The sequence below is a fragment of the Marinomonas pontica genome (assembly GCF_026191375.1).
Classification (GTDB): domain Bacteria; phylum Pseudomonadota; class Gammaproteobacteria; order Pseudomonadales; family Marinomonadaceae; genus Marinomonas; species Marinomonas pontica.
The window spans coordinates 1-26,957 of the sequence record NZ_JAODTL010000025.1; the positions used below are offsets into that span (position 1 = coordinate 1).

Genomic DNA, 26,957 nt, shown 5'->3' on the forward strand with positions numbered 1-26,957 from the left:
TTCCCGCGCAAAAACTCTTGTCTAAAGGCGTACAAAATAATTGGCCGGATGCGGTCGTTGATTACAAGCCAAAACCTTTCGCCGAGTTTGTTCAAACGGGGTTTAAAAACGGTGATTGGCTGGTGTTTATTTGTGCCACTGGCATCGTAATGCGAACGCTCGCGCCGGTGCTGCAAGACAAATATCAAGACCCGCCAGTCTTGGTATTGGACGAAGATGGCAAGTTTGTCATTCCATTGTTATCCGGTCATGAAGGCGGTGCAAACGAGTGGGGCGCGCAAGTGGCAGCATCCCTTGGCGCACAGTTGGTGATGACCACCGCGAAGCCTTACTTGAATCCTATCTATACTTTGGGAATGGGCTGCGAACGCAACTGCCCGCTGGAATTTATCGAAACCCTGATGCTTGACGCTCTAGCGCAAAAAGGCTTAACGCCAAAGCAAATCCACTCTTTAAACAGCATCGACATCAAAGCCGACGAAACCAATCTCATCGCTCTCGCTGACAAATACCATTGGGATTTCAACACCTACAGCGCCCAAGATCTTGCGCCAATGGAGTCGCTTCTTAGTACTAAATCCGACTACATCTTCAACACCGTCGGCGTCTACGGCGTTGCGGAATCTGCCGCGCTGTTAGCGGCTCAAATGGAAACCGGCACAGAACCAGAGCTTATCTTGAATAAAATCAAAAACGCCAAAGCGACCTGTGCGGTGGCGAGATCGTATCAATCTCGATAAGCTGGTAAGAAACACAGACAAAGCGATAAGGTTGTGAGCGTTCTAGGTGGAAAATGTAAGTAATTGTATAAATTTGACCGATATATACGGGACGTTCAGTATAATAAATTTTTGAAGATCTCCCTATTTTTAGCGTTTCCTCTATTGGAACCTTCATTATGATAAATGTATTAGCTGGTGTTTTAAGAATAAGTCGTCGCCACGCGGATTTGGCCGCTTTCAGGGGCTGGTTATGTTTTGTTGTTGGCTGTTTATTCTCTTTTCAAACTCAAGCCGTGAGCGTTCATGCCAGCGACATCACTCCATCTATTGATACCACACCCATACTCACGGTCAGTGATTCGGATCGAGTAGTGTCTTTGTCTATGTCTGATATCGAGTCTCTTGATTTGTTTGAGACCGATGACATGACGCACTTTGATGGTCCTAAAGGAAAATTTGCCGGAGTTTGGCTGAACGATTTCTTGAAAAAATACCAACTCGATGATGCGCTTCGTTTACGCTTGGTGGCATTAGATGGCTATGAAGTGTTTCTTCCAAAGGAAGGTCGCGAACGTAAACAATACCTTTTGGTAACCCGACTTAATGGACTGCCTATATCCGCCAGTGATTTGGGGCCGTTGATGTTAATTATTCCGTCTGATGCCGACTTGCCTTCCCACCTTGCGGAATCGAAAACGTTCTGGATTTGGGCGATTAATGACATCGTTGCGCAATGAAAATGCTGACAGCGAAGCAAATTCGGACTCGAATATGGCTAATATTTGCTGTTTTTTTAGGGCTTTGTGTTTGGGCTGCGCTCTATTTTCAGCAGCAATCTAAGCAATTGCTAGGGTCTAATTTTACTGCGCTTGTTGTAGATGTGATGCAGGCGCAAGAGGATGTTCATGTCCTCAAACGGTCTTTATCGTATTTGAAAGCGGACAGTCCATTTTTTGACATTCAGGAACTGGAAAAAGCCAAAATTCGGATTCAATATCGTATTCCCATCATTGATAGAAAGGTACGGGCAAGTGTCATTGACTCAAGGGTTTATGAGCCTTATCTGGCGAAGTTGAATGCTGTGGGCGCAGCGTTGCCTGATATGATCAAACGCATCCAAAGGTCAAATCAAGACTCTGAAAATAGGTCATTACTGATTACTCAGCTGACGAAAATCGAGTTAGACATGGCGGTATCGTATTCTGAACTTCATCATATTATTCAAGCTGCTTCGGATATTGAGCGGCGACGAAAAGATCAGTTGCTATTGCTTATTTGGGGGTTGATAAGCGCGGTATTTATTGTAGGTTCTGCCTTGCTTGCCACGTTAACACGTCTTTATTTTCACAAAGAAGAACTAACGATACAGAACAATCTGGACCATTTAACGCAGTTACCAAATCGACGTTATATCTCTGAAAAAGCGCAAGCCATAATAGGGTGGCGTCCAGCTCAAATTGGTTTTGCGATTATTGATTTGGATTTGTTCAAAAAGATCAACGACTTATATGGTCATCCCGCTGGAGACGAAGTACTTAAGCACATAGCCGATATTTTGAATCACCATATTGTGGAGCCAAATCTAGTGGCGCGTATCGGTGGCGAAGAGTTTTGCGTACTTTTTTGAATCTTAGTCAGCAGCAAGTCATGACGTTGTGTGAAGATATTCGAGTGGCCGTTGAAGAAGCAAAATTAAAGGTAAATAACAGCGTTATGATTCATATTACGCTGAGTATTGGCCTTTACTATCACGAAGGCGAGCGTCAGACGACGTTTAGTCAAATCTATCAATACGCCGATCAGGCACTTTATCTTGCCAAAAAACAAGGTCGAAATAGGCTGGTTCTGCACGACAATGCGATAGTACATTAGGTTTTTTGAGTTCTCGCTGTTTTCTCTGTTTAATCGTGATGGTGTTCGTGACGAACGGCATTCGTATCAGATTCCAGTGCTTCTAAAATGGTGCAATGTTCGGCGCTTTCTTCACCCCCGCAACAGGCGTCGGATAGCCGTTTGAGCGACGCTTGAAAGCGGATCAATTCGGCTAATTTGTTTTCTACTGTTTGCAACTTTGTATCGACCAGTGTTTTTACATCAGCACAGGCGTTGTTGGCCTTATCCACTTCAATAGACAGCAGCTCTTTTATTTCGGACAGCGTGAAACCGACGTTTTTTGCCCGAAGAATAAACTCAAGTATGTCTTTGTCTTTCTCTGTGTAAAGACGATAGCCAGATTCGGATCGGCTAGACGGTGTGAGTAGTGCGTTTTTTTCATAAAAGCGAAGGGTGTCATGGTTTATGTTACATGCTTTTGCGAGCTCGCCAATTCGATACATACTGTCTCCTTTTCTTTTATGACAACTATACACCTTTGACTTAACTCCAAGGTCAATGGTTGTGTATTTGTCTTGTTATTTAACGGTTTTATATTTCTTTCATGGTCGATGGTTTATATTAGCGCTCAGAATATAGTGATTGGATAATTTTTTGTTGATTGGTAAAAGGTGAATTAGGAATGGATGTATTTCATAGTGTCATTCTGGGGTTGGTTGAAGGGGCGACGGAATTTCTGCCTATTTCTTCTACAGGGCATATGATTGTGGTGAGTCAATGGCTTGGCATGGAGCAAACCGAAGGGAATAAAGCCTTTGAAGTGATTATTCAATTGGCGGCAATATTAGCGGTGATTGCCAACTACAAAGAGCGTTTTACGTTTAAGCATGTGCGTTTGTGGAGTCAGGTTTTTGTGGCCTTTTTGCCTGTCGCTATTGTAGGTTTTTTATTCCGCCATGAAATCAAGGCTATGTTCTCTGTGCCCATTGTGGCGACGATGTTCATTGTGGGCGGGGTGATTTTTTTACTGACAGAACGCTGGTTAAAAGACAAAACGGCGAGTGTGGACTCGTTGGAATCGCTGACAATGAAGCAGACGTTATGGATTGGTTTCGCTCAAATATTTGCGCTAATTCCAGGCACCAGTCGAGCAGGTTCAACGATTATCGGGGCGTTGCTAGTTGGGGTTAGTCGTAAAGTGAGCGCGGAATTTTCGTTTTTATTGGCCTTGCCGGTGATGGTCGCGGCGTCTGGTTACGATTTGCTTTCAAGTTATAAAGAATTCGCTGGTGAGCAGCTGATGCCTTTGATTATTGGCTTTGTGGTGGCTTTCCTCAGTGCGTTTGTGGTGATGAAATTGTTTATGGTGTTTTTGGAGAAATTCACCTTTGTGGCTTTTGGTTGGTATCGCATTATCTTTGGCGCGTTGTTGCTGTTTTTCGCTTAATCGTTACAAGATGAACAATGTGTTGTTTGACAAGGAGCCGAGGTTTTAAGGCTTTACAGACAAGAAAGGATGTTTTGTAATGTCCTTTCTTGTGTTGATGTCGATTTATAGGGAATGTGGATAATGCGTCGTTTTTTTCCAATCGCCACATTGGTGTCTGTGCTTATCAGTGGCTGTGCTTCTTCGGACAATGCGCCCGTTCATCGTTCGTTGGATTCCTTTAAAGGCACTTCGGCTTGTTACGATCGTGAGTTAGAACCCTACACCCCTGTTGTTGATACACACCTTCATTATCGACCCTTTGACGGACGTGCCATTCCGTTTAATGAGGTCAATGAATATTTGTCGCGCACCTCAGTTCGTTTTGCCAATGTGTACGGCATTGGGCAAATGTTACCGGCCAATTCTTCTTGTTCTAATTACTTAACCTGCCCTGGCACTCCCGTGTCACCCACAACGCGCAATGATTTTGTCAATGCCGCGAACATGGTGGAATTTAAACCTGATGATCTTCATCTCACTCTGTCGATGACCTTTACGGATTTGTCTAATCCGGAACCCACTGTGGCGCTCATGAAGCTGTATGAAAAGGAATATCCGGGGATGTTTCACTGGATGGGAGAAGTGAATCTGGTTAAACAAGCGCAATTTTATAACCGCCATCAAGCGGCGACACCACAGGATATCGAACAATGGGCGGGGTTTATGGCGGAGTTGAGAGCCAGAGATTACCCAATCACCATTCATTCGGACATTGGTAACAATGCCAATGCCACTCTCTATTTGCCCTTAATGGAGCAGGCTTTGGCGTTGTATCCAAACAATAAAATGGTGTGGGCTCATATGGGGATCTCTTATGAGCAAACCAATTTGAAGGCGACGGAGCACATTGCGATTTTATCCCGTTTGTTGGATCAATATCCTCATTTGATGTTGGACATTTCGTGGCGAATTTTAGAAGACCATTACTTCAGTAAATCCGGCAATCGGGATTTATACGTTCGGTTTCTTAACCAGTATTCAACGCGGATCTTGCCGGGATCTGATTTTGTGGCGTTTCGAGACAACAGCTTTAAGGTGTATCAATCTGAGTTGGAGGCGACAAGCCGCATTTTGCAGTATTTGGACGATTCGGCTTTTCGTAATATTGCGTTAGGTGAAAACTATTTCCGCTTGCTGGCTCTCGACTATCAAGCTCCGGTGGTTTGCCAGTAATCTATTGTCAGTTATCTGTTGCTAGTAATCTGTTGTCGGCTTTGGTGCCGTTAATGCGGTACGGCTTCCATTGTTTATCCATTCTCTTACGTTGTGAATTCTGTCCATATGTTCCATGCTTTTGTATGTCCACTGAACAGTAGGAGCAAAAGTATGGGGAATCGGATGTCTGATGCGTCCAGTCGTCACCAGTCGTTAGGCGAAGAAATCGCCAATAGTCTCAGTCATGGCTTGGGGTTAGTGGCGGCGATTGTGGGAACGCCTTTTCTTATTTTAAGTGCCATCGATTACGCTGATGTAAGTTTTATTGTGGGAGTGAGTATTTTCTCAGCCACGATGATTTTGCTGTATTTGGCCTCGACGCTTTACCACGCTATGCCAAAAGGAAGGGTAAAGTATGTGTTTCGAGTCATCGACCATTCTGCGGTGTATTTATTGATTGCTGGAACCTATACGCCTTTTATGTTGGGCGTGTTACAGGGCGCATGGGGATGGTCTTTGCTAGTGTCGGTTTGGGTGCTGGCCTGTATTGGTGTGTGCCTTAAAGCTTTTGGTAAGGCGTCGCATCCTGCTATTTCTACCACTCTGTATGTGGTGTTAGGTTGGCTTATTATTGTTGCAATCAAGCCGCTTATTTCATTGATGGAGCCAATGGGCTTGCTTCTCTTAGTGCTTGGCGGTGTGCTTTACACGCTGGGCGTGGTGTTTTTTGTACTGGACTCACGGTTGCGATATGGGCATTTGGTTTGGCATTTGTTCGTTGTGGGCGGCACGGTTTGTCATTATTTTGCGATTTTTTATTATGGGGCTTAGCGCGTTTGCGCTGCGTATCTTCTTAAATAGATCGGGTGTATATTTCCGATTGCGTGCGCTTAACTGGCAAAAACGCTTCTCTCACCTTATTAGCGTTGTGGTTTTATGACTATCTCTTTGAAGAATGTATCCGATATTGACGTTACGTGTGCCAATTGCCAAGCATGTTGTTGTCGTATGGAAGTGATGATCATCAGTGATACTGGGGTGCCTGATAAACATATTTCGGTTGATGAATGGGGGGGCGAGACCATGCTGAGATTAGACGATGGTTGGTGTTCAGCGGTAGACAGAGACACATTTCTTTGCACCATTTACGAGAATCGTCCATGGATTTGTCGAGAGTTTGAAATGGGGTCGGATGAATGTCGAGACGTCTTTAATGTTGTTGAATAGCAGAATGCTTTATGAAAGAGGGATACGATGAACGCTATCACACTTGGGTTTAATCCCGAATATTCGGAAAATGCGCCAACTCAAGAAGAGATTGGTGCGCTCAAGGGGCGCGTAATGTTGGAGTTTGGTGCCCCTTGGTGTGGGTATTGTCAGGCGTCACGAAATGCACTTGAAGACGTTATGAAGGACAACCCTACTATGGCTCATATCAAGGTGTTTGATGGGAAGGGTAAACGGCTGGGTCGCCAATATGGCGTGAAGCTTTGGCCTACGTTAATTTTGCTGAACGATGGTGTGGAAGTGTGTCGCGTGGTGCGTTTTACGTCCAGAGAAGACGTTCAGGCTTTGTTACACACTGATATCAATGAGTCGACCAATGGTTTTATCTGATGCCTCAATGACTTTTGCATTGGCTTTCGCATCCAGCTCGCTGCTTTTGGCTTCGATTAAACCGTCTTGAATGGGGGAACCATATAAGCCCGAATCCTTCGTTTGATCCGAGCCTAGTGTTTGTTTGGAGGCATCGGCCACTTTTTGACTGGCTTGGTCTAGTCTGTCTTGGCTGCGTTGAAAGCCTTGCTGACCATAGAGAAATGACGAATTGTTGATTTGCATTGGATGACCTTCGTTTTAGTCTGTCTGTGAATACTAGCATAGTTGTGTGGTCGTTTTTTAATCAATGTTTGTTTTTTTATGTTTCAAAATGATGGTTTTATCGTGTCAGGGGATTGGATGAAAAATTGGCCGTTTAGGTGCTTTGTGGCGAGCGTGCTGGTGATTTTTCTATCGCCTGTCGTGGCGGACACGGTATTGGATACCGCAAATTTGAATGCCGCAAACTTGGATGCTGTAAACAGAGCGCGTTTCTATGACGTTATTGATACAAGTAGATACGATATGGCACCCGCTTCTGCGGCGATGACCCATAAAATAGACGCATTGAGTTATGCATTAATGGGGGCTGAGTATGTTGGTGGCCGTGTCGGAGAGGGACAGCTGGCAAAATACGATAAAGACCCATTGAGCCGTTTTGATGTATTTGACTGTACGACGTATGTAGAAACGATTCTGGCTGGCGCATTGTCGGTGTCTTCGGCTGAATTTGAATCCAACTTACAACAAATACGTTATCAGAATGGGCACGTGGATTTTGTCTCACGCAATCATTTTCCGAGTGTGGATTGGTTTCGAAATAACCAAGACAAGCTTATGGATATCACGCCCGAAGTGGCAAAGGGTCGAGCTGCAGTGGCAAAGGCAGTGATCGACAAATCAGCTTGGTATCAACATCTGGGCAGCGACGTGATTCATTGCGACAGTGACCTGTCTGATTCGTGTCAAATATTGTTAGAGCAATTGCATTCTGAAGGTGATGTGTTTCGCGCTGAGCCTGCTTTTTTGCCTTATGTGCCGCTGACCGCCTTGTATGATGGAGAGGATAATCAGCCTAATATGGCGTTATTAGACCGTATTCCCTCTGGCAGTGTGATCAGTATGGTGCGACCCAATTGGGCATTAAAAGACTATATTGGGACAAATATGAATGTGTCTCATCAGGCGCTTGCTATTCGAAAAGAGGGGGTTTATTTCTACGACACGCCAGTCAACGATACAAAAAAGTCATTGATGAAAACTTTGCTGAGTATTTTGCGCAGTATTCTCCTGCTTCGTCGTTAAAAGGCTTTAACGTTCACGTGTTACGACATTAAGGCCCGACTATTTTTTGCGATTTCGTTGTTTGAAATTGGTGCTGAAATGTTGAAGGTGCAATTCAAGGGCATCACATGAAATGGTAATTTCCCGAACTGACAAGTAAAGCGAATACATCAGGCAAACTAGGCTAGCACCAAAAATGTAACTGCCGATTTGCTGGTACTCCAGATAAATTGCCATCATCGATAGGACGCATAAGAAAAAGCTGATCACGCCTGCTTCTTGCATTCGTCGGATCAAATAAATGCGTTTGCGTAAATTGGTAATTTGTTCCGTGATATTCGCGTCTTCAAGCTTCGGGTCGAAGTTACGGATAATGGACGCAAGAGTGACAAACCGATTGGTGTAAGCCAGCAGCAATAAAGAAACAGCGGGAAAGAGCATAGCGGGAGTGGTTAACGTAATGATCATGTATGGCCTTCTTAAACCTGTGTTCGACAGCGGTGCTTATTGCACGATGCAAAGCGCTTGAAATGAATGAAACAAAAGGGTTCTAACACTATTTAGTCTCTTTATATTACGCTTACTGTGCGCTTTTTTGTACTGTCTCTTGCGGTTCTGAAAGTATAGAAAATAAGCGTTGTATCCCCCCAACTTCCTTCTATAATGCGGCTATATTTTCGTTCCGTCTATCGGTATAGAGTGAGATAAAAATGAATGATTTTTTCAGTATTGGCTTATTAATTATTGCCGGTGCTTTGTTTGCTATGTCTGAAATAAGCATGGCTGCGGCTAGAAAAATCAAGTTGCGTGTTTTGGCGGATGAAGGCGATGTGAAAGCCTTGGCGGTCTTGAAATTACAACAGAAACCCGGTGCCTTTTTTGCCATGATTCAAATTGCGTTAAACGCGATTGCGATATTAGGCGGTATTATTGGTGAGCAAACATTAACGCCCTATATTAAGAAGGTTGTTGAGTTCGTTTATTCTGGGCCATTGTTGGATCAAATCAGTTTTGTTTTGTCTTTCCTAAGCCTTACGTCTTTGTTTATTTTATTTGCTGATTTATTGCCAAAACGTTTGGCGATAATCATGCCAGAAGCCGTTGCGATACGCATGGTGACGCCCATGTTATGGGTGACATTTTTGTTAACACCGGTGGTTTTCTTATTTAACGGCATCACCAATACGATTTTGCGTTTATTTAATGTGCCGATAGAACGCGAAGAGATTGTGACTACGGAAGACATTGTTGCCATGATGGACGCTGGCGCAGAAGATGGCAGTTTGCAAAGCCAGGAATACCAAATTATTGGCAGTGTGTTTGAGCTGGAAACGCGCAATATTGCCAGTGCGATGACACCGAGAGACCAGATTATTTATTTTGATGTTGATGAAAGCAGTGAAGAGATCAGTCAAAAAATTATCGACCACCCGCATAATGACTTTTTGGTGTGTAACGGCAGCCTAGACAAAATAGAAGGCATCATAGATTCCAAAGAAATATTACGCTTGGTATTAAAAGGCGAGCCAGCTCAGATTCGCCCAGATAAAGTGGATAAAGAAGTTTTCTATTTACCTGAGACGCTGACGTTGTCCGAAGCTCTAAATGCGTTCCGAATGGCGCCTCAAGCCTTTGCCGTGATCGTGAATGAATACGCTACTATTGTCGGTATTGTCACAGTGAAAGATTTGCTAGGCGGCTTTATGGGGGGTTACTCACGCCACATGATGAGGAGCAAATCGTACAACGCGATGCCAACTCATGGTTGGTAGAAGGATTAACGCCAATCAATGATGTCATGCGCAGTCTGGATATTGAGGAATTCCCTGATCGAATCCAATACGAAACCATTGGTGGTTTTATTACCTACAGTTTAAAACGATTACCCAAACGGACGGACTTTTTTGTTCACGAAGGGTACAAGTTTGAAGTGCTGGACTTAGAAGGGGTAAGGGTTGAACAGCTGCTGGTCACGAAATTAAAATAGCATTGCTAAGCAAGGACGCCTTTACTAAGGTGCCGCGCAGAAGTCACAGAGCGGCACCAATTGGGGTAATAAAATCGTAAAGCCTTACCACGTGAATCTCACCGCCAAAAAACATTGCTTAATCCTCGACTTTTGGCCATTAAATCACTATATTCGCCCACCTTTGTGTTTATATTTTGTACGCTAATCCAGTGGCAGACGTAAACGGCTTTCCATTCTTTATTTTCAGGGCTTACTTTTGATTTCCACGGCTAATATCACGATGCAGTTTGGCGCAACGCCATTGTTTGAAAATATCTCAGCAAAATTTGGTAACGGCAATCGTTACGGTTTAATTGGCGCGAATGGATGTGGTAAATCCACCTTCATGAAAATTCTGAGTGGTGCTCTGACACCCACCTCAGGAAACGTCTCTATTACACCGGGTGAAAAAGTCGGTACTTTAAGCCAAGATCAGTTCGCGTTTGAAGAATACACGGTGGTTGATGCTGTGATCATGGGCGATGTGGCGCTGTGGAAGGTCAAGCAAGAGCGTGATGCAATTTACGCTAAGCCAGAGATGAGCGAAGAAGACGGTATGCGCGCTGGTGAGCTTGAAGCAGAATTTGCCGAAATGGATGGTTACAGTGCGGAAAGTCGCGCAGGCGACATTTTGCTGGAAGCGGGCATTGCAGAAGAGTTTCATTTTGGTTTAATGAGCCAAGTTGCACCGGGTTGGAAGCTTCGCGTTTTGTTAGCCCAAGCGCTTTTCGCTAACCCAGACATTTTGTTGTTGGACGAACCAACCAACAACTTGGACATTCACACCATTAACTGGTTGGCGGGTGTGTTGAATCAACGCAAATGCACCATGATCATCATTTCTCACGACCGTCACTTTTTGAACTCTGTGTGTACACACATGGCAGACATCGATTTTGGTGAGTTGCGTATTTATCCAGGTAACTACGAATATTTCATGGAGGCGTCGTCTTTGATTCGCGAACAGTTATTGACTGAAAATGCGAAGAAAAGTGCTGAGATGGACGACCTTCAAGCGTTCGTTAATCGTTTCTCGGCTAACGCATCTAAGGCTAAGCAAGCCAGCTCTCGCGCTAAAAAATTAGAAAAGATCGAATTATCAGAAGTAAAACAATCGAGCCGTATGACGCCGTCTTTGACGTTTAAACAAGACAAAAAGCTTCATCGTCACGCTCTGATTTTAGAAGACCTAGGCCATGGCTATGATGAGCTGTTGTTTTCTGGCGGCAATATGATTTTAGAAGCGGGCTCTCGTTTGGCGATCATTGGTGAAAACGGCGCCGGTAAGACGACTTTTTTGCGTTGTTTGATGAATGAATTGAACGCGAAACAGGGTGAGATCAAGTGGGCTGAAAACGCGGTTATCGGCTATTGCCCACAAGACAGCACCGAAGACTTTGATTGCGACTTGACCTTGTTTGATTGGATGTCGAAATGGCGTACCGCTAAGCACGACGACTTAAAAGTGCGAGCTATGTTGGGACGTTTGTTGTTTACGGCCGATGATTTCAACAAAAAGGTAAAAGTGTGTTCCGGTGGTGAGAAAAACCGTTTGCTGTTTGGCAAGCTGATGATGATGGATTTGAACGTTCTCGTCATGGATGAGCCAACGAACCACATGGATATGGAAGCCATCGAAGCCTTAAACAACGCTTTGTTGGAGTTTGATGGTACATTGATCTTTGTTAGCCATGACCGAGCCTTTGTGTCTTCTTTGGCGAACCGTGTTATCGAAATCAAGGGGCAGAAAGTCGTTGATTTCCAAGGCACTTATGATGAGTATCTTGCTCATCAAGGCTAATTTGCCTCGCGTGTGATTCGCATTGTAAAGCCACTTACTGACATGCGCTGTAAGTGGCTTTTTCGTTTTATACTGTCTGGGTTTGTTGTCATACAAGGAGCATTTGATGGACCATAATACATTAAAGCAGTATCTGCTATCGAAGCCAGAAGCAGAAGAGCATTACCCGTTTGATGATTACACGGCGGTGTTTAAAGTGCAGGGCAAAATGTTTGCGCTATTGATAAAAAAGCAAGGCACGCCATTGCTGAATCTCAAATGTGATCCGGGGCATGCGATAGAGCTACGTGACATTTTTCCTGAAGTGATTCCTGCTTACCATATGAATAAGCGCCATTGGAATTCGGTTGTTCTGCAGGGGGACTTGTCAGCAGGTGAAATCCAACGACAAATAGACCATTCGTATGGTTTGGTTGTGAAAGGCTTAAAGAAATCCATTCGGGAAGGGTTGGAAGTTCGACATGGAAAGCCTGCCTTATACGCGGGAACTCTTGATCAAAACCAAAGCAACCAACAGTCTGGATTATAGAGTGTTGGTTGCTGGGGATGACTGTTTTACAGCTTGAAGATAGACATGACTTCTTTGGTTTCTTTGGCTGTTTCGGCCAGTGATTCACTGGTGACATTATTTTGCTGAACTTGCTCTCCGGCTTTGGCGGAAAGTTCAGAAACGTTGATGTTTAATTGATTGAGTTTCTGCACGGCGTCACTTTGCATATTCACACTTTGAATGACGGTGTGGCTTGCTCGGTTAATATCGTCGACAGAGGCGGCAATGTCTTGCAAATATTGTGTGGTTAGGTTGATCTCTTCGGTGGTTTTTTGTGACTGTTGATGGCTTGCAGTGATACGAGCTTCTGCTTCTTTTGCACCACTTTGCAGTTTGCTAATCATGTTTTGTATTTCATCCGTGGAGGCCTGAGTTCGACTTGCTAGGCCACGCACTTCATCGGCAACCACGGCAAAGCCGCGGCCTTGTTCTCCCGCTCTGGCGGCTTCAATCGCGGCATTCAATGCCAATAGGTTCGTTTGTTCTGCAATGGCGCTGATAACATCCAAGACAGAGCCGATGGTCTGAGACTGTTCGGCAAGCTGAACAACGGTTTGCAGACCGGATTCCAATTCATGGGATAATTTTTCAAGCGATTGCACTGTTTGCAGGATAGAGCTTTGCCCTGTTTGAGTTTTTTCGACTGTAGATTGCGCAGACGCCAAGGTGGATTGTGTGCTGTCGATCACTTCATTTTTAAAGCTGTCTACTTCGGTAATGGTATCAGCCATCTGCGCAAACATCCCTTCACGTTGTTGGGTAATGGCTTTTGTTTTTGCAGCAACTGATTTTAACTCTAGGCTTTTGTGTTCAACTTCTTGGTTGAGTGACACTGCTTTTGTAAGAGTCTTAGAAAGACGATCGACAAAGGTGTTATACGATTTGGCAATTTGCGTTAATTGGTCTTTTCCAGATTCTGGTAGGCGTGTTTTTAAGTCGCCATCACCTTCCGAAATATTGTGCAGAACAGCCTGAATTTGTCCGATAGGTTGTAAAATAGAACGAACAATTAGGATGGATAAGAATAGGGCGATGAGAATAATGCCTGCGCTGATTAGGCCAAGGCGCGCGACCTCTTTCTGGAATTGGCTGTTTACATCGTCTAGATAAATGCCAGAGCCAATAATCCACCCCCAAGGCGCAAAACCTTGGACGTAAGAAATTTTTTCAACCGGCGTTTTGTTCCCAGGTTTTGGCCAGAGGTAATCAACAAACCCCGCGTTTTGAGCTTTGACGACTTTAACGAATTCTGAAAACAGTTTTTTGCCATTGGGATCCTCTAAGTTCGATAGGTCTTTGCCATCCAAGGCGGAGTTGACGGAGTGCATTACCATGTGGGCATTGTAGTCATTGATCCAAAAATATTCAGACCCAGCATAGCGAGTATTTTTAATGGTTTCCATGGCGTAACGCTGCGCATCTGAGCGGTTGAGTTGACCTGTTTGTTCCAATTGGTGGAAATACTGAAAAACACCGGTTGCGGTTTCCACCACATGTTTTGTTTGGGCGTATTTTTCATCGAGTAATGATTGTTTGTTTACCGTTAGAGAAAGATAAACAACGAGAACTAATCCCAATGAAAAGAAGACGACCAAGCTGGTTAAACGCAGGCGGATAGGTATGTTTCGTAGAGAATTAATCATAACGTCACCCTTATTATTGCTGTTTTTATGATGGCCTGTGGGGAGCTATTTTGTGTTGCTGAGCGCATTTTTTTTGTACGAGCCTTTTAATATAAGCACAATGTCTTGTATCTGTCATTTTCGTGTCATGTTTTATCGCTACTTTCTTACTCAGTCTCCTTACCAGTCAAAGGAGTTAGGTATTTGTTAGGCGAATAAACAAGCGACCTAAACGGGTCGACATTGATACTTAATATTATTGAATAGGGCAGTGTGATGAATATTAATAGCAAAAAGCAATTGGGTTTTGATGAGCTAGATGAGTTGGTTCGCCCAGCGCCAGAAGTGGTCGAGTTTGAAGAAGTGGCCAATAAAATGGTCTCTCGCCGTGGCTTTTTAGGCGGTGGTGTTGCTGTGGGAGCCGGGGCATTTGTGATGGGCTCGACCACATTGGCGGCAGGGAAAGCGATGGCAGCGAGCGCTGAAGAATCTCGTCTTGCTTTCAGCATGGTTAAGGCCAATGCGCTTGATACCATCACAGTGCCTGAGGGTTATAAGTGGGAAGTGTTGGCTTCATGGGGCGATCCTTTGTTCAGTAATGCTCCTGCTTTTGATGCAGCAACGGGCGGGACTGGTGCTTCTCAAGAGTTGGCGTTTGGCGATCACAATGATGGCATGGCGTTTTTCTCGAAAGATGGCAAACAAATCATGGCCATCAACAATGAATACACCAATGAAAAGACACTTCACGCTAACCGAGCTGATGGTATGCCTGCTAACGCGGACGATGTTCGCAAAAATAAAGCGGCTCACGGTGTGTCAATCATTGAAGTGGCACAACGCGGTGGTAAATGGGGGATTGTTCAAGATTCTCCTTACAATCGTCGCATTACAGCGGATACGGAAATGGATATCACGGGGCCTGCTCGTGGTCATAAGTGGATGCAGACTTCCGAAGACCCGAAAGGCTTGGTGGCAAAAGGAACGTGGAACAACTGTGGTAATGGACAAACTCCATGGGGTACGTATTTGACTTGTGAAGAGAACTTTAACGGTTACTTCACAGCCAATGATAAAAATTACAAAATGCCAGAAGCATTTAAGCGTTATGGTATGAGTACAGAAGGTCGCTATAATTGGGCGATGGCAGACGCGCGCTTTGATTTGGTAAAAGAGCCAAATGAGCCAAACCGCTTTGGTTATGTTGTGGAAATCGACCCACTTGATCCAACGTCTCGTCCTAAGAAACGCACCGCACTTGGCCGTTTTAAACATGAAAACGCGGAGTTAACCATTGCTGCAAACGGTCATGTTGTTGTGTACCTTGGTGATGACGAGCGTGGTGAGTTTTTATACCGCTTTGTTTCCAAACATAAATATTTAGCTGGCGGCAATAACCGTGACTTGTTAGAAGAAGGCACTTTGTACGTTGCTAAGTTCCACGATAACAACCGTGGTGAATGGTTGGCTTTGACACCAAAAACAACCGGCATGACAGACGCTGAAATTTCCATTCATACTCGAATGGCGGCTTCTAAAGTGGGAGCAACAACGATGGATCGCCCTGAATGGGTCGCGGCTCATCCTCACAAAGCGGAAGTGTATTGCTCCCTAACAAACAACAAAAACCGCGGCGTTAAACCAAATGCGGGTGGCGATGCGACACCGGCTAGCGGTCCAAACCCACGAGTGAAAAACAACTTTGGCCAGATTGTTCGTTGGACGCCAATGGACTCGGATCATACTCATAACGAGTTTAAGTGGGATTTGTTCGTATTGGCGGGTAATCCAGCTGTGTACGATGATGCCAATGCAGGCTCTAAGAACGTTAACCAAGACAATATGTTTAATTCACCGGATGGCTTAAAGTTCGATTCCAAAGGTTTATTGTGGATTCAAACAGACGGCAACTATTCGAATGAAAAAGGTTTCCAAGGCCAGGGCAATAACCAGATGCTAGTGGGTGACCCTGAAACAGGCGAAATTCGTCGTTTCCTTGTGGGGCCTAAAGAATCTGAAATCACCGGCGCGACATGGAATGCGGCACGCACAACCATGTTTATTGGTGTACAGCATCCAGGTGAAGGTGGTAACTCACATTGGCCAAATGGCGGTAACTCAGTGCCTCGCTCTAGTGTGATTGCTATATCACGCGAAGACGGTGCAGTCATCGGCTAAGTTTTTGCTTTATAAGAATATTTTATGGATTATAAAGCCAGTATATTTGTTATGCTGGCTTTTTTTATGGCGGTAAATAACCTGATACAGGTCACAATTAGCATGATATAGGTCACAATCTTTATAAGATTTTTTTATAGGTTCTTGTGTCGTAGGGAAGAAAATGTCAGTCTTAGAAATGTGCACATTAAAAGCAAGGAATTAGGCCATTACCTGATGATGAATATGGATATTTACTCTCTCTTTTGTGATTATAGGTTTTAGGCGCTGTACAAGGTGCAGCGATGAACATGAAAATGTAAGCGAGTCAGAATGGGTGTTGTACTTTCTAAGTCACTTTTTTTTAAGCAGGCAGTTTTAACCTTAGCACTCGCGATTGTTTTAAGTTTGGTTACCAGTGGCATTCAATTTGTTGATGGCATTCAAAATCAAAAAACACAAATCAATCAAGATTTCGAAGAGCTATTGGCCGTTGTTGAAAAACCTCTGTCCGGAGCGGTGTTCCGCTTGGATGTGGCTTTTGCACAACAGCAAATCGACAGCTTATTGTTTAATCCGACGATTGCGCACCTAGAGGTTCGAGATGAATCTGGGGAACTGTTTGTCGAAGCCAGTGCAGGGCAGCGTAATTTCGCGTTATCGAGTAAGATTGCCGAATATTTTTTATCTGACTTACAAACCTACGACCGTGCGTTGCATTTAGAGAGCCCTGTTTTCGATGCTGGGCATTTATTGGTCTGGCCAGAAAAACGGTATTTGCTCGATAAAATTTTCAAAGAGCAGCTTTCCATTCTGATCTATAACGTATTTAAAGACCTTTTACTCGCTTCGTTAATCTCCCTCGTATTTTACTATTTGGTTACTTACCCTCTTAAGCGTTTAACTGAGTCGTTATCGACCGTTGGCCATAATCAGGACATTCCTCTTCCTAAGTCGTTTCATCGTTATCACCAGTCTGATGAATTGGGGAATTTACATTCGACGTTTTCATCCTTATGGAAAAAACTCAACACGGCGTTAAGTGATCTTGAACGCAGTGACAGTCACACTAAGGCCATGATAGAGCACGCTGCCGATGGTATTTTGTTGCTGGATGAAAACAACCAGATCTCCTTGATGAACACCGCTGCAGAACGCATGTTAAAAAATCGCAGTGACATGTTGCAATCGCATTCTTTGGAAACCTTGCATACTGCCTCGTCGTGGCCGGTGTTTTATGAGGTTTTAATCGGGTTGAAATTAAATGAACCCGTAACGGTTGAGACCACTTATCGTATACAAGGCATCGAATTGCCTGTTGAAATACGGCTGGCGAAATACCGAGTACAAGACAAAATAGAAACACTTTTACTGATTCGAGATGTGTCTGAACGAAAAGAAGCCGAAGCGCACATTCATCGTTTGGCCTATTACGATACCGTGACAGGGTTGCCTAACCGACAATATTTGGCCAATAAATTGGGCGATACACTAAAGAGCAAGGTGCGGCATTCACATTATTCGGCCGTGGTATTTATGGATCTTGACCGCTTTAAAACCATCAATGATTCGCTTGGCCACAATGTGGGGGATTTATTATTAAAATGTGTCGCGAAACAGTTGTCTTCTCTGGTTGAAGATAATGTGGTTTTTGCCAGAATGGGCGGAGACGAATTTGCCTTTTTACTGACGCATATTGGTCACAATAAAGAGCTGGTAGAACGAGCCATTAATGGGTTTGCTGAAAGTGTTATGTACGCCTGCCAACAGGTGAAAACCGCCGGTCATCATGAAGTTCACATTACCGCCAGCTTAGGTGCTACGATTTTTAATGGCCAAGAAGGCTCAGTCGAAGCAATCTTGAAACAAGCAGATTCCGCGCTATACCGAGCGAAAGAATCTGGGCGAAATACGTTTGCGTTGTATAAGCCAGAAATGCAAGCGGTGTCTGATGCGCGTCTTGAAATGGAAAAAGCCCTTCACCACGCGACAGAGTTCAAATTGTTTGAATTGTATTATCAGCCACAAACGAACGATAAAAATCAGTTAATCGGTGCAGAGGCGCTGATTCGTTGGAAAGACGAGCAAAAAGGTTTTATCTCGCCAGCTACCTTTATCCCGGTGGCGGAAGAAATTGGCCTGATTGTAGAAATCGGGCATTGGGTTCTGAATGAAGCCTTGTCTCAAGTGGCGATTTGGTTAAAAGAAGGCAAGTGGGACCTTTCATGGCGAATGTCGATTAACGTCAGCCCTATTCAGTTTCAACAAGCAAGCTTTTTGCCGATGCTAAAAACTCAGCTGGAGAAACACGGTGTGCCAGCCCGTTGTGTTGATCTGGAAATCACGGAAAACATGCTGCTCAATGACCTTACTTCCTCCCTAGAAAAAATGAATGCTATTAAAGCCATGGGCATTCACCTTTCGATAGACGACTTCGGCACAGGTTATTCCTCTTTGAAATATTTAAAATCCTTGCCCATAGATCGATTGAAAATTGACCAGTCTTTTGTCCGTGATTTACTCACAGATAAGAGTGATGAGGCCATCGTACATGCGGTTATTGCTATGGCAAAGGCACTGAAAATAAGTGTCTTGGCAGAAGGGGTTGAAACGCTGTCTCATTACGATAGATTGCGAGAAATAGACTGCTTTTATTATCAGGGCTACTATTTTGGCCATCCTTTGCCACCCAAAGAGTTTATTGCTGAGTTTGTTCACGATTGAACCTCATAGACTGCCGTTTTGTAGCGTAGTATTACCGAATAAATTTATATTTAACGTTAAGGGCAAGCTATGGATTTTCTGTCTTCATTAGCGACATTGACCATCCATTGGGGTGCGTTGCTGTTCGTTTTTTTGCTGTTTGTCGCGGTGGTCACCGTTGCCGTTATGTACTGGGTGGATACGCATCAAACGGTTCATACCATAAGACGAAACTACCCAGTGGTTGGTCGCTTTCGTTATCTGTTTGAGCATCTGGGTGAGTTTTTTCGGCAATATTTTTTCGCAATGGATCGAGAGGAACGACCGTTTGATCGCGCAGAGCGTTCTTGGGCTTATCGTGCTGCGAAGAAGGTCGATACGACCATTGCGTTTGGATCAACGCGTTCCCTCGAAACCCCTGGTGATATCTTCTTTTTAAACTGCGCTTTTCCTACGTTAGACGAAGACGCTGCCCAACCGAAAGAAATTTGCATAGGTGAATTTACGGCCAAAACGCCTTATAGAACACGTTCTGTGGTGAATATTTCAGGCATGAGTTTTGGAGCATTATCGAAGCCCGCGGTGCAAGCGTTATCCAAGGGGGCCCGTAAAGCGGGTATCTGGATGAACACGGGCGAAGGCGGACTGTCTCCTTATCACTTAGAGGGTGGCTGTGATCTGGTTTTTCAAATAGGCACCGCGAAATACGGAGTTCGTAATCACGAAGGCCAATTGGACGACGCTAAATTGCTGAGTCTAGCTGAACACCAAAACGTTCGCATGTTTGAGATTAAAATGAGCCAAGGTGCGAAACCAGGCAAGGGGGGATGCTGCCGGGCACAAAGGTAACGGAAGAGATAGCGCACACTCGGGGGATTCCTGTTGGTCAAGATTCTATTAGCCCTAACGGCCATACTGACATTAAATCGATCGATGATTTGTTAAACATGGTTTATCGTGTTCGTCAGGTTACCTCGAAACCTGTTGGCTTTAAAATGGTGGTAGGGGATCTGAGTTTTTTCGAAACCTTGTGTGAGTTGATACACAAAAAAGGCATCGATTACTGCCCGGATTTTATCACGATTGACAGTTCTGATGGTGGAACGGGGGCCGCGCCTCAACCCTTGATGGACTATGTTGGTATGCATTTGCGTGAAAGCTTGCCGACGGTGGTGAACATCATCACTTCTTATGGTTTGCGTCGTTACATCAAAATTATTGCGTCTGGTAAGCTGATTGTTCCGGGCAAAGCGGCGTGGGCATTGAGCGCTGGAGCGGACTTTGTGGTGACGGCCAGAGGGTTTTTATTTTCACTGGGTTGTATTCAAGCATTGCAGTGTAACAAAAATACCTGTCCAACCGGTATTACGACCCACAACCCTGAACTGCAACGGGGTCTGGTAGCGACAGAAAAGTCAGAACGAGTAGCGAACTACGCCGCTGAGCTGTTGCATGGGATAGGAATGATTGCGCATTCGTGCGGTGTCAAAGAGCCGAGAGAGTTGACTCGATCTCATGTTCGCATCATAGAAAACCAAAGTCGATCTCAACTATTTTCGCAAGCGAATCCTATACCCAATGTAAGGCCCGAATACATTAAAATGACAGGATTTCAGGATAAAGCGATTACCACGGAAGAGCGCCTGCAATAATGGGTTTGATTGGCCATTTCTTTGTCTAATGCTAACTATATCGCCCTATTGAAAGGGGCGATATTTACTTTTACTCTGTGTGCTGTATTTTTTAACTTCCACTTTTTTCATTAGAGGCGCGTATGTCGGCTTTGTTTCACTATGCTTTTCATGTTTCTTCACTTGCAGAAACGCGTGATTTCTACACGAATGTTTTGGGATGTACTGAAGGCAGAAGCACGGACACTTGGATTGACTTTGACTTTTACGGACATCAATTGTCGTTGCATCTTGGTGAACCAAGTCCCACAAAAAATACAGGTCGAGTGGGTGAGCATCTTGTGCCTATGCCGCATTTCGGTTTGATTTTGGCTTTGGAAGAATGGCAAAAAGTCGCCAAACGCTTAACCGTAGCGAATGTTGCCTTTGATCTTGAGCCGAGCGTTCGATTCGAAGGCTTGCCAGGGGAACAGTGGACATTGTTCTTTAAAGACCCAAGTGGCAATGCTATTGAGTTAAAAGGGTTTAAAGATCTGGCGCAGGTGTATGCGAAATGATTCCTTTTGTGAGTCGAAGCAGCGCGACGGAGCAGGCCGTTTGGATTGAGTCGCTTTCAAAAGCGATGCCATCAGAACATATTGTGCCTTTTTCCGATCTCACTCCTGAACAAAAACAACAGTGTGATATTGCCATTGTGGCGAATCCTGACCCTCAGGATTTAATGGCCTTGCCTGCTTTGAAATGGGTTCACAGTGTGTGGGCTGGGGTTGAACGTATGGTAAATGAGTTGTCTTCGCCTCATTTTGCTATTGTAAGGTTGATTGACCCTAATCTTGCTCGCACTATGTCAGAAGCCGTGTTGGCTTGGACATTGTTTCTGCACAGGGACATGCCAACCTATGCCAAACAGCAAGCTCAGCATCAGTGGAGTTCGTTGCCAATGGTGTTTCCTAAGGAGCGACGAATAGGGATCCTAGGATTAGGTGAACTTGGGCGCGTCAGTGCGAGTCGATTGGTTGAAAATGGTTTTACTGTGGCGGGTTGGAGTCGCCGTCAGAAACACATAGAAGGGGTTGAATGCTGGTGTGGCGATGAAGGGTTGGTCTCATTATTAAGCCAAAGTGATATCATCGTCTGCTTATTGCCGTTAACCCCAGAGACAAAAGGGTTGTTAAACCGTGAGACGTTGTCGCATTTGCCTGTCGGGTCGAGTCTTATTAACTTTGCCAGAGGGGCCATCATTGACGATGATGCGTTGTTATTACAACTTGATCGCGCGGCGGTATCGCACGCCGTATTGGATGTTTTTATGCATGAGCCTTTGCCCAAGGATCATCCCTATTGGTCACATCCATCGGTGAGTGTGCTTCCGCATATTTCTGCTCCCACACACCCTGAAAGCGCGAGTGCTATCGTGGCGAAGAACATAGAAAATTACCGATTGACGGCAGAAATGCCGATGTTAGTGGATCCGATATTGGGTTACTAATAGAACAGATTCGTGTTTAAAAATCATCCAATAAATCTAAAAAATGGAGCCTGAATATGCCGCATTGTATCGTAGAATACAGTCAAAATTTAGAACAAGAAGTTCCCCCAGCGGATTTATTAGAAGCCGTAAAAGAAGCGTGTATAGCCTCGACACTCTTTTCTGTAGAAGACATTAAACTGCGCAGCTTTCCCTACAAAAGCTTTTTGACGGCTGGCAAGGAAGATGCGTTTGTGCACGTTATTCTTCGCATGCTATCTGGTCGATCGTTAGAGCAAAGAAAACAGCTTTCTCATTTGGTGCTAGAAGCATTAACACAATTTTCATTAAAGGATGTTAGCTTTTCAGTTGAAGTGTGTGAAATGGAAAGCGATACCTATGTGAAAAAGGTCGTTTTGTCTCAATAAAAGGCATCGTGTCTTGCCGACCAGGATAAATATCAATGAAAAGCATTGTGTGCTCGTTATTACTCGTTCCAAGTTTTTTGTGGGCACAAGTCGAATTGACTGGTGATGCTGAGCCATCTTTGAGTACGACGGTGTTACCAGAAGATTTGGACACGCCGTATTCGCCAGAAGAGCCTGACGTTCCTGAGTCAATTGCCCAGCGCGCCAAAGAAGCAAATGGGCTTTTTCAACAGCGAGAAAATCGAGAAACGGCCACGGTGAGCAATCCGTTTGTGCTGACGCCGCATAAGCCAAACTATTTCTTGCCCATCGCTTACACGTCTAATCCAAATGACCGCGCTTTCTTGGGGGATCAGGCGGATTCCGAGACCTTAGACTCTGTGGAGTTTAAGTTTCAGCTAAGTGTGAAGTTTCCGGTCGCCTATGATGTGGTGGGACGAAACAGCAGTTTGTGGTTCGCCTACACGCAGCAAGCTTATTGGCAGGCCTACAATGGCACTATTTCCGCGCCATTTCGTGATACCAATCATGAGCCAGAAGCCTTTATCGTTACCAAACCCAAAAAAGGCTTTCTTGGTATTAAACCCAATTACGTATCGTATGGCTTTAATCACCAATCGAATGGCCAATCGGGTGATTTGTCGCGTTCATGGAACCGGTTTTATGTGGATTTCATGTTTGAACGCGGTGACACGGCATTTTCATTTAAACCTTGGTATCGAATTCCTGAAAGCGCTAAGGTCGATGACAATCCTAATATTGAAGACTATTACGGTTATGGTGAATTCAACCTGATTCACGTTATTGATGATTACACAGTGGATATTATGCTTCGAAACAATCTGAAGTCGTCAGGAAATAGAGGTGCGGTTCAGGTCGGGTTTACGTTTCCTCTGTGGGGCAAAACGCGTGGCTATGTTCAATACTTTAATGGTTACGGGCAATCCTTATTAGATTACAACCACCAAACTCAGTCTTTGGGGGTTGGCATAATGCTGACAAACTGGTTGTAGTCCTGCCAGTAAAAACCGGAATGAAAGACTATTGTCATTTAATTGTAGCGGTTACGTCATTTTTAGCTCTTAAGGTGGATAGAAATCAAACCTAGGAGTGAAAGCGATGAAGTTAAAAACCTTACCTATTGCTACCAGTTTAGTCGCCTTGACACTATTAACCGCGTGCGGAGAAATGGTGAAAAAAGATGAGACTCAACCGGCTGCTGAACGTGTTTCACTGAATAACGAAGACTTATACGAAGTGCACCACGATGGCCGTATTTACATCTTTGATGACCGCGCGGTTTATGAAAGCTTCCTTCAAGTGGGTGAAACGACTTTCCGTAATGTTCACATAGGTGAAGGGCCAAAGGGTGAAACCATTGTCTTTGGCTTAACAAACGAAGACAAAAAGAAAGTGTCGGGCATTGCTTCAATTGATATGTACAAAGGTCAATTGAAAGGTGCTGATGATTTTTATGGCGAAATGCGTATGGATGGCCGCATTTATGTGTTTGGTTCCCTAATGGAAATGAACGAAGCTCGCACGGTCGGTGAAGTACCTCTACGTTATACCGATATTGGTTCTGGTCCAAAAGGCGAAACCGTTGTGTATGCTTTGAACAGCAGCAACAAAAAAATGAAGCCTGAGGCTATGATTGAGTTATTTCATAAAATGAACAACATGAAATAACCTAGTAGTACTTCATAAAAAATACCCCGCATGTGTCGGGGTATTTTTTTGTTCTTTTTAAACTCACCAAAGCGCTATTTAAACTCAAGAAATAGTGAGAGATGGTCTGTCATTAAGTTGTCATCTCAGTGCCACGGAACGGACATTTTACTGGTCTATGTTGAAAGTAAGATAAAACCAGTGAGGTGATAAGTATGAACATACTTCAAAATATCCACGCGGTGGATGTACAGACTTTTTCTTGGTGTATGGCTCGAAAACATCGAGTCTTGTTAACGCGAATTGGGCGCGCTGTTTCATTTTCGGCTGATGGGCCGTTGTATGTGGCGGTGGCTTTGTTGTTTTGGTTCACCGGTTACAAAGTGCTGGTGCTTGTCATGGTGGTGGGGTTTCTACTCGAGCGCCTTGTGTATCTTGTATTGAAAAAAGGTTTCAAGCGAAATCGTCCTGCCGATGCGCTGGATAATTTCAGCAGTTTTATCATCCCATCTGATCAATTTTCCTTTCCCTCTGGGCACACGTCAGGGGCATTTTTTATGGCCTATTGTTTGTCCGAATGGTTTCCAAGCATGAACATTATGCTGTATTTCTGGGCCGCAAATGTGGGCTTGTCTCGTGTTTTTCTGGGCGTACATTTTCCGACGGATACGGTGATTGGTGCCTTGTTAGGCAGCGCGTGTGCTGCGTTGGCAATAGGAGTGTTGGTATGAAAATACTGTATGGCGTTCAAGGAACGGGCAATGGACACATTACGCGAGCGAGAGCCATGGCGGCTGAAATGCACGCAGCAGGTGTCGAGGTGGATTTCGTTTTTTCTGGACGTCCACCCGAAGACTATTTCGACATGGCTGTGTTTGGGGATTATCGAACGTTTCAAGGGCTAAGCTTTGTCGCTCGAGATGGCAAACTGGATTTATACGCCACGTGCCGCAGTGCCAATTTTTATAAGTTATACCGAGACATTTGCAGTCTGGATACCCGCGGTTACGATTTGGTGATGACCGATTTTGAACCTATTGTCGCCTGGGCAGCCAAACGCCAAGGCGTTACATGTGTGGGGTTTGGGCATCAGTATGCATTCAAATATGATATTCCACGGTATAAAAAGAATGCCATTGCGCAGTTTATTATGTCGAATTTTGCGCCTGCAACCACACAGCTGGGTGCGCATTGGCACCACTTTGGGCACCCGATTTTACCGCCGCTTATTCATGCGCAACCCTTAATGAATATCGCTGACCCTGAGCAGGTATTGGTCTATTTGCCCTTCGAAAACAGTGAAGCGGTGTTAGAGTGGTTAGAAGGCGTGCCGAATTACCGTTTTAAATTGCATTGTAAGGACATTGAACCAGGTGTTTACGGTAATTTGGAGGTGTTTCCATTTGGCCGTGATTTGTTTCAGAAGAACTTGAGTGAGTGTGAATCGGTATTGTGCAATGCCGGTTTTGAATTGAATTCTGAAGCATTGCAATTAGGGCGTCGTATTTTAGCAAAACCATTGAAAGGCCAGATCGAACAGCATTCCAATGCGATCGCGTTAGAGATGTTGGGCGTGGCGAAAACAAGCGATGAGTTGAGCTCGGATATTATTCAGGACTGGCTAGAAACAAGTCGAGTGGTACAGATATCGTATCCTAATGTTGCTCGTGCTGTTGTGGCGTGGTTGCAGTCTGGGAATGATGTGAGTGTCGAGGATTTGTGCGAGTCGTTATGGAAGCAAACACCGAACGTTCGTGGAATTGATTTTACTTTAGCATTGGATAAGTCTGCGTCTAGACTGCCTACCAATATTAAAAACGTTACGGCCTAATGTTGGCCGTAACGTTTTGTTTTCTTAGTTTCAGACTGGACGGTTAGGCGTTCAGTGTCTTCTTGAAAAAGGCAACGGTTCTATCCCAAGCCAGTTCAGCATTCTTTTCATCGTAGCGAGCGGTTGAGTCATTGTGAAAACCGTGATTTGCTTTGGCATACACATAGGCTGTGTAATCGACTTTGTTCGCTTTCAATACTTTTTCGTATTCTGGCCAAGTGTCGTTCACGCGTTTATCAAGTTCGGCAAAATGCAGCTGTAACGGCGCTTTTATGTTGTCGATATTGGATTTGGCTGGGGTGCCGTAGAAGGGCGCGCCTGCGTGAATGGTATCTGGCATGGCCGCGGCCAACGCATTGGTCAAGTAGCCACCGTAGCAAAATCCAACCATACCGACTTTTCCGGTGCTTAATTCATGGTTTTTAAGCAAGGTTGCCGCGTCCATAAAGTCACCTTCGATTTTATTGCCATCTAATGTCTTTTGCATGGCACGACCTTCGTCGTCATTGCCTGGATAACCACCCAAAGGGGATAACGCGTCTGGAGCAAACGCAATGAACCCTGCTTTGGCTAGGCGACGAGCCACATCTTCAATGTAGGGGTTAAGGCCTCTGTTTTCATGAGCCACAAGCACTGTGGCCGCTTTGTTGTTTGGGGTGACGTTTTTCGGGATAACCAAATAACCTCGTGCTTTACCGTGTCCATGGGGCGCGTCGTATTCGACGTAAGTCGCGGTAATGTCTGGGTCATTAAAAGAGACTTGTTCTGCAAGCGCATAGTTTGGGGTGAGTGCGCCAGCAACAACAGAAAGTGTTAACCCTGTGACGCTGAGTGTTCCAAGGCGAGATAAAAACGTACGACGGTCTATGTCACCGTGCGCGTATTCGTCATACCAGTCAAAGGCTTCTTGCGGAATACGGTTCGTAGATAATGGTCTAGCGGTCGATTTTTCAGTCGATAAAGTCATTACAATTCCTTCTCTTTGGTGGTTATCTGGGTAGGCAACGC

At 44.6% G+C, this 26,957-nt stretch carries 28 protein-coding genes and 1 pseudogene; 24 read left to right on the forward strand and 5 right to left on the reverse strand.

Features of this window, described 5'->3' with window-relative positions:
• From N5P32_RS05270 to N5P32_RS05285, 4 genes are all read left to right on the forward strand, one after another.
• Nucleotides 1–740: cobalamin biosynthesis protein (locus tag N5P32_RS05270; RefSeq protein WP_409371077.1), on the forward strand; the 740-nt coding region annotated here is incomplete at its 5' end.
• A gap of 158 nt (nucleotides 741–898) precedes the next feature.
• The gene (locus N5P32_RS05275) at nucleotides 899–1,459 is read left to right on the forward strand and encodes a hypothetical protein (protein ID WP_265728084.1); all 561 of its coding nucleotides are present in this window, start codon (nucleotides 899–901) and stop codon (nucleotides 1,457–1,459) included.
• On the forward strand, nucleotides 1,456–2,349 hold the full coding sequence (locus N5P32_RS05280; protein WP_265728085.1) for a GGDEF domain-containing protein: 894 nt from the start codon (nucleotides 1,456–1,458) through the stop codon (nucleotides 2,347–2,349). Before N5P32_RS05275 ends, N5P32_RS05280 begins: the two co-directional genes overlap by 4 nt.
• Nucleotides 2,334–2,594: a diguanylate cyclase gene (locus N5P32_RS05285; RefSeq protein ID WP_265728086.1), complete on the forward strand. Its 261-nt coding sequence runs from the start codon at nucleotides 2,334–2,336 to the stop codon at nucleotides 2,592–2,594. The genes N5P32_RS05280 and N5P32_RS05285 overlap by 16 nt, the downstream gene beginning before the upstream one ends.
• Before the next feature lie 29 nt (nucleotides 2,595–2,623).
• On the opposite strand, the gene zntR is transcribed toward N5P32_RS05285, so the two are convergent.
• Entirely contained in the window at nucleotides 2,624–3,058 is a 435-nt protein-coding gene (gene zntR, locus N5P32_RS05290; RefSeq protein WP_265728087.1) for a Zn(2+)-responsive transcriptional regulator, read from the reverse strand.
• 179 nt (nucleotides 3,059–3,237) lie between these two features.
• On the opposite strand from zntR, the gene N5P32_RS05295 reads away from it, so the two are divergent.
• From N5P32_RS05295 to N5P32_RS05315, 5 genes are all read left to right on the forward strand, one after another.
• Nucleotides 3,238–4,002 (forward strand): undecaprenyl-diphosphate phosphatase, encoded by a 765-nt coding sequence (locus N5P32_RS05295; RefSeq protein WP_265728088.1) that lies wholly within the window; start codon nucleotides 3,238–3,240, stop codon nucleotides 4,000–4,002.
• A gap of 123 nt (nucleotides 4,003–4,125) precedes the next feature.
• Nucleotides 4,126–5,217 (forward strand): amidohydrolase family protein, encoded by a 1,092-nt coding sequence (locus N5P32_RS05300; protein ID WP_265728089.1) that lies wholly within the window; start codon nucleotides 4,126–4,128, stop codon nucleotides 5,215–5,217.
• A gap of 153 nt (nucleotides 5,218–5,370) precedes the next feature.
• Nucleotides 5,371–6,030 carry a PAQR family membrane homeostasis protein TrhA gene (gene trhA, locus N5P32_RS05305; protein WP_265728090.1) on the forward strand — a complete coding sequence of 220 codons (660 nt, stop codon included), beginning with the start codon at nucleotides 5,371–5,373 and terminating at the stop codon, nucleotides 6,028–6,030.
• A 105-nt stretch (nucleotides 6,031–6,135) separates the two neighbouring features.
• Nucleotides 6,136–6,426, forward strand: a complete 291-nt coding sequence (locus N5P32_RS05310; protein ID WP_265728091.1) for a YkgJ family cysteine cluster protein — start codon at nucleotides 6,136–6,138, stop codon at nucleotides 6,424–6,426.
• Nucleotides 6,427–6,453: 27 nt separating this feature from the next.
• A complete protein-coding gene (locus N5P32_RS05315; RefSeq protein ID WP_265728092.1) occupies nucleotides 6,454–6,816 on the forward strand; it encodes a thioredoxin family protein in 363 nt (120 codons plus the stop codon).
• On the opposite strand, the gene N5P32_RS05320 is transcribed toward N5P32_RS05315, so the two are convergent.
• Complete coding sequence (locus N5P32_RS05320) at nucleotides 6,775–7,041, reverse strand: hypothetical protein (protein ID WP_265728093.1); 267 nt, start codon at nucleotides 7,039–7,041, stop codon at nucleotides 6,775–6,777. The two genes, N5P32_RS05315 and N5P32_RS05320, sit on opposite strands and share 42 nt — an antisense overlap.
• A gap of 78 nt (nucleotides 7,042–7,119) precedes the next feature.
• On the opposite strand from N5P32_RS05320, the gene N5P32_RS05325 reads away from it, so the two are divergent.
• A complete protein-coding gene (locus tag N5P32_RS05325; RefSeq protein ID WP_265728094.1) occupies nucleotides 7,120–8,103 on the forward strand; it encodes an N-acetylmuramoyl-L-alanine amidase-like domain-containing protein in 984 nt (327 codons plus the stop codon).
• Between the two features lie 39 nt (nucleotides 8,104–8,142).
• Here the strand turns inward: N5P32_RS05325 and N5P32_RS05330 are convergent, their stop codons facing one another.
• Nucleotides 8,143–8,550, reverse strand: a complete 408-nt coding sequence (locus N5P32_RS05330) for a DUF2721 domain-containing protein (protein WP_137169322.1) — start codon at nucleotides 8,548–8,550, stop codon at nucleotides 8,143–8,145.
• Nucleotides 8,551–8,792: 242 nt separating this feature from the next.
• On the opposite strand from N5P32_RS05330, the gene N5P32_RS05335 reads away from it, so the two are divergent.
• The 4 genes from N5P32_RS05335 to N5P32_RS05350 all read left to right on the forward strand — a co-directional run bounded on the left by N5P32_RS05335 (nucleotide 8,793) and on the right by N5P32_RS05350 (nucleotide 12,420).
• Nucleotides 8,793–9,854, forward strand: coding sequence for a hemolysin family protein (locus tag N5P32_RS05335; protein ID WP_265728095.1), 1,062 nt, complete (start codon nucleotides 8,793–8,795; stop codon nucleotides 9,852–9,854).
• Nucleotides 9,848–10,069 carry a transporter associated domain-containing protein gene (locus N5P32_RS05340; RefSeq protein ID WP_265728096.1) on the forward strand — a complete coding sequence of 74 codons (222 nt, stop codon included), beginning with the start codon at nucleotides 9,848–9,850 and terminating at the stop codon, nucleotides 10,067–10,069. The genes N5P32_RS05335 and N5P32_RS05340 overlap by 7 nt, the downstream gene beginning before the upstream one ends.
• A gap of 238 nt (nucleotides 10,070–10,307) precedes the next feature.
• Complete coding sequence (locus N5P32_RS05345) at nucleotides 10,308–11,891, forward strand: ABC-F family ATPase (protein WP_265728097.1); 1,584 nt, start codon at nucleotides 10,308–10,310, stop codon at nucleotides 11,889–11,891.
• Between the two features lie 106 nt (nucleotides 11,892–11,997).
• Nucleotides 11,998–12,420, forward strand: coding sequence for an MmcQ/YjbR family DNA-binding protein (locus tag N5P32_RS05350; protein WP_265728098.1), 423 nt, complete (start codon nucleotides 11,998–12,000; stop codon nucleotides 12,418–12,420).
• 26 nt (nucleotides 12,421–12,446) lie between these two features.
• Here N5P32_RS05350 and N5P32_RS05355 read toward each other — a convergent pair whose 3' ends face one another.
• Complete coding sequence (locus N5P32_RS05355; protein WP_265728099.1) at nucleotides 12,447–14,084, reverse strand: methyl-accepting chemotaxis protein; 1,638 nt, start codon at nucleotides 14,082–14,084, stop codon at nucleotides 12,447–12,449.
• A gap of 255 nt (nucleotides 14,085–14,339) precedes the next feature.
• Between N5P32_RS05355 and N5P32_RS05360 the strand changes: the two genes are divergently transcribed.
• The 10 genes and pseudogenes from N5P32_RS05360 to N5P32_RS05405 all read left to right on the forward strand — a co-directional run bounded on the left by N5P32_RS05360 (nucleotide 14,340) and on the right by N5P32_RS05405 (nucleotide 25,949).
• Entirely contained in the window at nucleotides 14,340–16,241 is a 1,902-nt protein-coding gene (locus tag N5P32_RS05360; protein WP_265728100.1) for a PhoX family protein, read from the forward strand.
• Nucleotides 16,242–16,553: 312 nt separating this feature from the next.
• Complete coding sequence (locus tag N5P32_RS05365; RefSeq protein ID WP_265728101.1) at nucleotides 16,554–18,944, forward strand: bifunctional diguanylate cyclase/phosphodiesterase; 2,391 nt, start codon at nucleotides 16,554–16,556, stop codon at nucleotides 18,942–18,944.
• A 69-nt stretch (nucleotides 18,945–19,013) separates the two neighbouring features.
• Nucleotides 19,014–20,575: pseudogene (locus N5P32_RS05370) on the forward strand (FMN-binding glutamate synthase family protein).
• 122 nt (nucleotides 20,576–20,697) lie between these two features.
• Nucleotides 20,698–21,111 (forward strand): VOC family protein, encoded by a 414-nt coding sequence (locus N5P32_RS05375; protein ID WP_265728102.1) that lies wholly within the window; start codon nucleotides 20,698–20,700, stop codon nucleotides 21,109–21,111.
• On the forward strand, nucleotides 21,108–22,043 hold the full coding sequence (locus tag N5P32_RS05380; RefSeq protein ID WP_265728103.1) for a 2-hydroxyacid dehydrogenase: 936 nt from the start codon (nucleotides 21,108–21,110) through the stop codon (nucleotides 22,041–22,043). Before N5P32_RS05375 ends, N5P32_RS05380 begins: the two co-directional genes overlap by 4 nt.
• A gap of 56 nt (nucleotides 22,044–22,099) precedes the next feature.
• On the forward strand, nucleotides 22,100–22,450 hold the full coding sequence (locus N5P32_RS05385) for a 5-carboxymethyl-2-hydroxymuconate Delta-isomerase (RefSeq protein WP_265728104.1): 351 nt from the start codon (nucleotides 22,100–22,102) through the stop codon (nucleotides 22,448–22,450).
• 35 nt (nucleotides 22,451–22,485) lie between these two features.
• Nucleotides 22,486–23,463, forward strand: a complete 978-nt coding sequence (locus N5P32_RS05390; protein WP_265728105.1) for a phospholipase A — start codon at nucleotides 22,486–22,488, stop codon at nucleotides 23,461–23,463.
• 106 nt (nucleotides 23,464–23,569) lie between these two features.
• Complete coding sequence (locus N5P32_RS05395; RefSeq protein ID WP_265728106.1) at nucleotides 23,570–24,139, forward strand: hypothetical protein; 570 nt, start codon at nucleotides 23,570–23,572, stop codon at nucleotides 24,137–24,139.
• A gap of 194 nt (nucleotides 24,140–24,333) precedes the next feature.
• On the forward strand, nucleotides 24,334–24,849 hold the full coding sequence (locus N5P32_RS05400) for a phosphatase PAP2 family protein (protein ID WP_265728107.1): 516 nt from the start codon (nucleotides 24,334–24,336) through the stop codon (nucleotides 24,847–24,849).
• Entirely contained in the window at nucleotides 24,846–25,949 is a 1,104-nt protein-coding gene (locus tag N5P32_RS05405) for an MJ1255/VC2487 family glycosyltransferase (protein WP_265728108.1), read from the forward strand. Before N5P32_RS05400 ends, N5P32_RS05405 begins: the two co-directional genes overlap by 4 nt.
• 43 nt (nucleotides 25,950–25,992) lie before the next feature.
• On the opposite strand, the gene N5P32_RS05410 is transcribed toward N5P32_RS05405, so the two are convergent.
• Nucleotides 25,993–26,916, reverse strand: coding sequence for a dienelactone hydrolase family protein (locus tag N5P32_RS05410; protein ID WP_265728109.1), 924 nt, complete (start codon nucleotides 26,914–26,916; stop codon nucleotides 25,993–25,995).
• Nucleotides 26,917–26,957 lie beyond the last annotated feature (41 nt).

What these genes read in the sequence shown, in the direction of transcription:
- N5P32_RS05275 (WP_265728084.1), top strand. Translation starts at nt 899, where the DNA reads ATGATAAATGTATTAGCTGGTGTTTTAAGAATAAGTCGTCGCCACGCG.
- N5P32_RS05280 (WP_265728085.1), top strand. Translation starts at nt 1,456, where the DNA reads ATGAAAATGCTGACAGCGAAGCAAATTCGGACTCGAATATGGCTAATA.
- zntR (WP_265728087.1), bottom strand. Translation starts at nt 3,058, where the DNA reads ATGTATCGAATTGGCGAGCTCGCAAAAGCATGTAACATAAACCATGAC.
- N5P32_RS05295 (WP_265728088.1), top strand. Translation starts at nt 3,238, where the DNA reads ATGGATGTATTTCATAGTGTCATTCTGGGGTTGGTTGAAGGGGCGACG.
- N5P32_RS05300 (WP_265728089.1), top strand. Translation starts at nt 4,126, where the DNA reads ATGCGTCGTTTTTTTCCAATCGCCACATTGGTGTCTGTGCTTATCAGT.
- trhA (WP_265728090.1), top strand. Translation starts at nt 5,371, where the DNA reads ATGGGGAATCGGATGTCTGATGCGTCCAGTCGTCACCAGTCGTTAGGC.
- N5P32_RS05310 (WP_265728091.1), top strand. Translation starts at nt 6,136, where the DNA reads ATGACTATCTCTTTGAAGAATGTATCCGATATTGACGTTACGTGTGCC.
- N5P32_RS05315 (WP_265728092.1), top strand. Translation starts at nt 6,454, where the DNA reads ATGAACGCTATCACACTTGGGTTTAATCCCGAATATTCGGAAAATGCG.
- N5P32_RS05320 (WP_265728093.1), bottom strand. Translation starts at nt 7,041, where the DNA reads ATGCAAATCAACAATTCGTCATTTCTCTATGGTCAGCAAGGCTTTCAA.
- N5P32_RS05325 (WP_265728094.1), top strand. Translation starts at nt 7,120, where the DNA reads ATGTTTCAAAATGATGGTTTTATCGTGTCAGGGGATTGGATGAAAAAT.
- N5P32_RS05330 (WP_137169322.1), bottom strand. Translation starts at nt 8,550, where the DNA reads ATGATCATTACGTTAACCACTCCCGCTATGCTCTTTCCCGCTGTTTCT.
- N5P32_RS05335 (WP_265728095.1), top strand. Translation starts at nt 8,793, where the DNA reads ATGAATGATTTTTTCAGTATTGGCTTATTAATTATTGCCGGTGCTTTG.
- N5P32_RS05350 (WP_265728098.1), top strand. Translation starts at nt 11,998, where the DNA reads ATGGACCATAATACATTAAAGCAGTATCTGCTATCGAAGCCAGAAGCA.
- N5P32_RS05355 (WP_265728099.1), bottom strand. Translation starts at nt 14,084, where the DNA reads ATGATTAATTCTCTACGAAACATACCTATCCGCCTGCGTTTAACCAGC.
- N5P32_RS05360 (WP_265728100.1), top strand. Translation starts at nt 14,340, where the DNA reads ATGAATATTAATAGCAAAAAGCAATTGGGTTTTGATGAGCTAGATGAG.
- N5P32_RS05365 (WP_265728101.1), top strand. Translation starts at nt 16,554, where the DNA reads ATGGGTGTTGTACTTTCTAAGTCACTTTTTTTTAAGCAGGCAGTTTTA.
- N5P32_RS05375 (WP_265728102.1), top strand. Translation starts at nt 20,698, where the DNA reads ATGTCGGCTTTGTTTCACTATGCTTTTCATGTTTCTTCACTTGCAGAA.
- N5P32_RS05380 (WP_265728103.1), top strand. Translation starts at nt 21,108, where the DNA reads ATGATTCCTTTTGTGAGTCGAAGCAGCGCGACGGAGCAGGCCGTTTGG.
- N5P32_RS05385 (WP_265728104.1), top strand. Translation starts at nt 22,100, where the DNA reads ATGCCGCATTGTATCGTAGAATACAGTCAAAATTTAGAACAAGAAGTT.
- N5P32_RS05390 (WP_265728105.1), top strand. Translation starts at nt 22,486, where the DNA reads ATGAAAAGCATTGTGTGCTCGTTATTACTCGTTCCAAGTTTTTTGTGG.
- N5P32_RS05395 (WP_265728106.1), top strand. Translation starts at nt 23,570, where the DNA reads ATGAAGTTAAAAACCTTACCTATTGCTACCAGTTTAGTCGCCTTGACA.
- N5P32_RS05400 (WP_265728107.1), top strand. Translation starts at nt 24,334, where the DNA reads ATGAACATACTTCAAAATATCCACGCGGTGGATGTACAGACTTTTTCT.
- N5P32_RS05405 (WP_265728108.1), top strand. Translation starts at nt 24,846, where the DNA reads ATGAAAATACTGTATGGCGTTCAAGGAACGGGCAATGGACACATTACG.
- N5P32_RS05410 (WP_265728109.1), bottom strand. Translation starts at nt 26,916, where the DNA reads ATGACTTTATCGACTGAAAAATCGACCGCTAGACCATTATCTACGAAC.